This is a genomic window from Candidatus Magnetaquiglobus sp., assembly GCF_058402785.1.
Map to the genome: position 1 here is coordinate 33,707 of NZ_JBZVFG010000023.1, position 3,105 is coordinate 36,811.

Sequence of the window (3,105 nt, forward strand, 5' to 3'; positions counted from 1 at the left end):
GCCATTTGGGGTGAGTGGCCCGAAAGCGTCGATGCGGGGGATTCGGGATGGGGCGATCTGATAGGTTGTCGCGCCATTTGGGGTGAGTGGCCCGAAAGCGTCGATGCGGGGGATTCGGGATGGGGCGGAATGATTCACGCAACCCTGATCGAGCACGGGTAATGGAACCGGAACGCGACGATACCGTCACGTCCGAAAGTGCGGCGTGGGGAAATTCGGGTATGATGGGCGGTAGAGCTTCCGCCATGGTTTGCTACCGCGGTCGAGACGCACGGTAGCAAACCATGGCGGAGTGCCGTATCGGTGTCGCGGGATGCGTTCATGGACTTGGGAACGCAAGGGGCCGCGAAGTGACCGGACGGATGGGACCGTCAACGGCTGATTGGTCAGACGATCGCCAGAGGCGATTACTTCTTGTTCAGGCTCTTGCGGAAGGTCTTCTTGACCCGCTCGGCCTCTTGACGGGCGGCTTCGGCCTCTTGACGGGCGGCTTCGGCATCGCGCTCGGCCTTCATGCGGGCGGCATCAGCCCGTTCGGCCTCGAGGCGGGCATTGCGGGCGGCTTCGGCGGCCTGCATGTCGGCGGCATCGGGTTGGGTGGCGCAGCCGGGCAGGGTGCTGCCGAGGACACCAGCGAGCAACAGAACGGGGAAGATTTTGTAACCCTTCATGACTAAGTCTCCTTTTGCTGACTGATTTAAAGCGAAAATAAGTGTTTGAACCACATTTTGCCCATCATACCGTAAAAATGGGGAAAAGTCCCATAAAAAATTAGATTTCCCGAGGTTTTTTTTGCCCTTGCAAACGGCACATCAATTGCATAAAGCAAACTTTTCCATATGAATCAAGCAATTGCTTGCCGTGATTCCGGAGGGACATTTCCTTGACGATATTCGGGATCTCAGCAAACGTCATGCCAATTATCGAGATTCATCCGCCCCAGAATTTCAATAACCCGCGCCGACTCACGGTCCGGTTCATCACCGCTGTAACCGATTGTGGCCCGGTGCGGGCCTGGGTGCGTCCCAGAGCGGTATCCAGCGCCGATTGGGCGGTGTCGAAACCCTGGGTGTGGTGCAGCAGCGTTTCGACGAAATAGTGGCCGGTCTCCGGCTCCCAGGCGATCACCACCGGTACCAGCCGCTCCACCTCCGCCTCCAGGAGCACCCCCTGTCCGGCGGCCACCCGTCCCGATTCGTCCGATTCCAAGCGCATGGCGTGCTTGACCGGCGGTTCGGTGCCGGCGGTCGGGGAGTGCCAGTAGATCCGTTCCACGGCCCAGGGGGTCACCAGCAGGGCGCGGAACTCACCGGTGAAGTCGTCGTTCAGCTCCATCTCCACGGTGATGACCAGATTGCGGTTGATCTCCGGACTTTTTTCCGGCATCTGTCTCAAGATACGGGTAGCGCTCACCTTGAGGGCCACCGGATCGGGCCAGCGGCAGTCCCAGACCGGTAGCTCCTCCGGGTCGGGATGTTCGACCGATTCGTCCATGGGATGTCGCGTCCTTGGAGCTAGAAAAACAGCCCGTCGAGCGGGCTGGAGGCCGACGCATAGAGCTTGCGCGGGATCCGTCCGGCCAGATACGAGGCGCGCCCGGCCTCGACCGCCTTTCTCATGGCCACGGCCATGCGGATCGGATCCTTGGCGCCGGCGATGGCGGTGTTCATCAACACCCCGTCGCAGCCCAGTTCCATGGCAAAGGCCGCGTCCGAGGCGCAGCCCACGCCGGCATCCACCAGGATCGGCACCTTGGCCTCCTCGAGGATGATCTTGATCGTGTAAGGGTTGCGCACCCCCAGTCCCGATCCGATCGGCGCGGCCAGAGGCATCACCGCCACGCACCCCATCGCCTCGAACCGCTTGCACAGACAGGGGTCGTCCGTGGTGTAGACCATCACCTCGAATCCCTCGGCGATCAGCCGCTCGGCGGCGATCAGGGTTTCCGGATTGTTGGGCCACAGGTATTTGGGGTCCGAGAGCACCTCCAGCTTCACCAGATTCCACCCTCCGGCCTCGCGGGCCAGCCGCAGGGTGCGCACCGCATCGTCGGCGGTGTAGCAGCCGGCGGTGTTGGGAAGGTAGAGATATTTTTTGGGATCCAGGTGATCGGTCAACATCGGCGCATTGGGATCGCTCACGTTCACCCGGCGCACCGCCACCGTGACGATTTCCGCTCCCGAGGCGGCCACGGCCTGGGCGGTCTCCTCGAAATCCTTGTATTTGCCGGTGCCTACCAGCAGACGACTCGTGAAGCGGCGTCCGGCGATCACCAGCGGATCGGGTTGCATGGCCGCGACGCTTCCGTCAGGGAGGGTCGGGGGGAGAGAAGGGGATTCTCCCGTCAAGTCAGAATCTGGTTCCATGCCGCCTCCGATGAAATGGACGATTTCGATGCGATCCTCGGGCTCCACGGTGGTATCCGTGAACCGATCCCTGGGCACCACGTTCAGATTGCGCTCCACCGCCACGCGCCGCGCGTCGAAACCAAGGTGCCGCAACAGCTCCGCGACGTTGATTCCCTCCGGCAGTTCGGTGGCATCCCCGTTCAGTGATATCCGCATCGTCAGCCTCTCCCGTTCGCTTCACCGCGCCGATTGCCGTTGGGTTGGGATCTCTTTATACTAAAACGTCCCAAAAGGGGGTTCTCGCGCATGCAATGGGTTGCCCTTTGGTGTTGATTTTCGATAAACTCCCAATGGGATTTTATCCATCGAATATTGTCCGCAACCTTCGCCCCGCGCGCAAGGACTCATTTTCCCCGGTCACCTGCAAGAAGGCTGCCCGGTCACCTCAAGGAGGCCGAATGGGCGGGAGTCTGGAGACATGGGATCGGAACCTGGCCCGGTTGCCGCGTCTGCTGCGCGAACGGCGCCTGGAGGAGGCCGAGGCGCTGGTGGAGGCCTGGATCGGCGCCGAGCCCGAGATCGCGGCGCGGGATCTGCTGCTGGCGCGTCTGATCGCGCTGCGACCCGAGCGCTGGGATCAGGTGCTCGCCTCGGCATTGCGGGAGTTCGGCGCCGCCCCCCTGGCCGCCTACCAGCGGACCATCGGAGTGTTGGACGGGATTCGCGCGGAGCGTTTGGCCAGCCCGGCTCCATCCGC

Annotated in this window: 4 protein-coding genes; 1 reads left to right on the forward strand and 3 read right to left on the reverse strand. The window is 62.3% G+C overall.

All coding sequences use genetic code 11. The features are described 5' to 3' along the window. Positions 1 to 407: 407 nt before the first annotated feature. From ACV4UY_RS09440 to thiS, 3 genes are all read right to left on the reverse strand, one after another. Entirely contained in the window at positions 408 to 671 is a 264-nt protein-coding gene (locus tag ACV4UY_RS09440; protein ID WP_420903640.1) for a hypothetical protein, read from the reverse strand. Positions 672 to 930: 259 nt separating this feature from the next. Beyond that, positions 931 to 1,494, reverse strand: a complete 564-nt coding sequence (locus ACV4UY_RS09445) for a hypothetical protein (protein WP_491607352.1) — start codon at positions 1,492 to 1,494, stop codon at positions 931 to 933. A gap of 20 nt (positions 1,495 to 1,514) precedes the next feature. Beyond that, positions 1,515 to 2,564, reverse strand: a complete 1,050-nt coding sequence (gene thiS / locus ACV4UY_RS09450) for a sulfur carrier protein ThiS (protein WP_491607353.1) — start codon at positions 2,562 to 2,564, stop codon at positions 1,515 to 1,517. A gap of 242 nt (positions 2,565 to 2,806) precedes the next feature. Between thiS and ACV4UY_RS09455 the strand changes: the two genes are divergently transcribed. Continuing rightward, on the forward strand, positions 2,807 to 3,105 hold a 299-nt coding region (locus tag ACV4UY_RS09455), incomplete at its 3' end, for a hypothetical protein (RefSeq protein ID WP_491607354.1).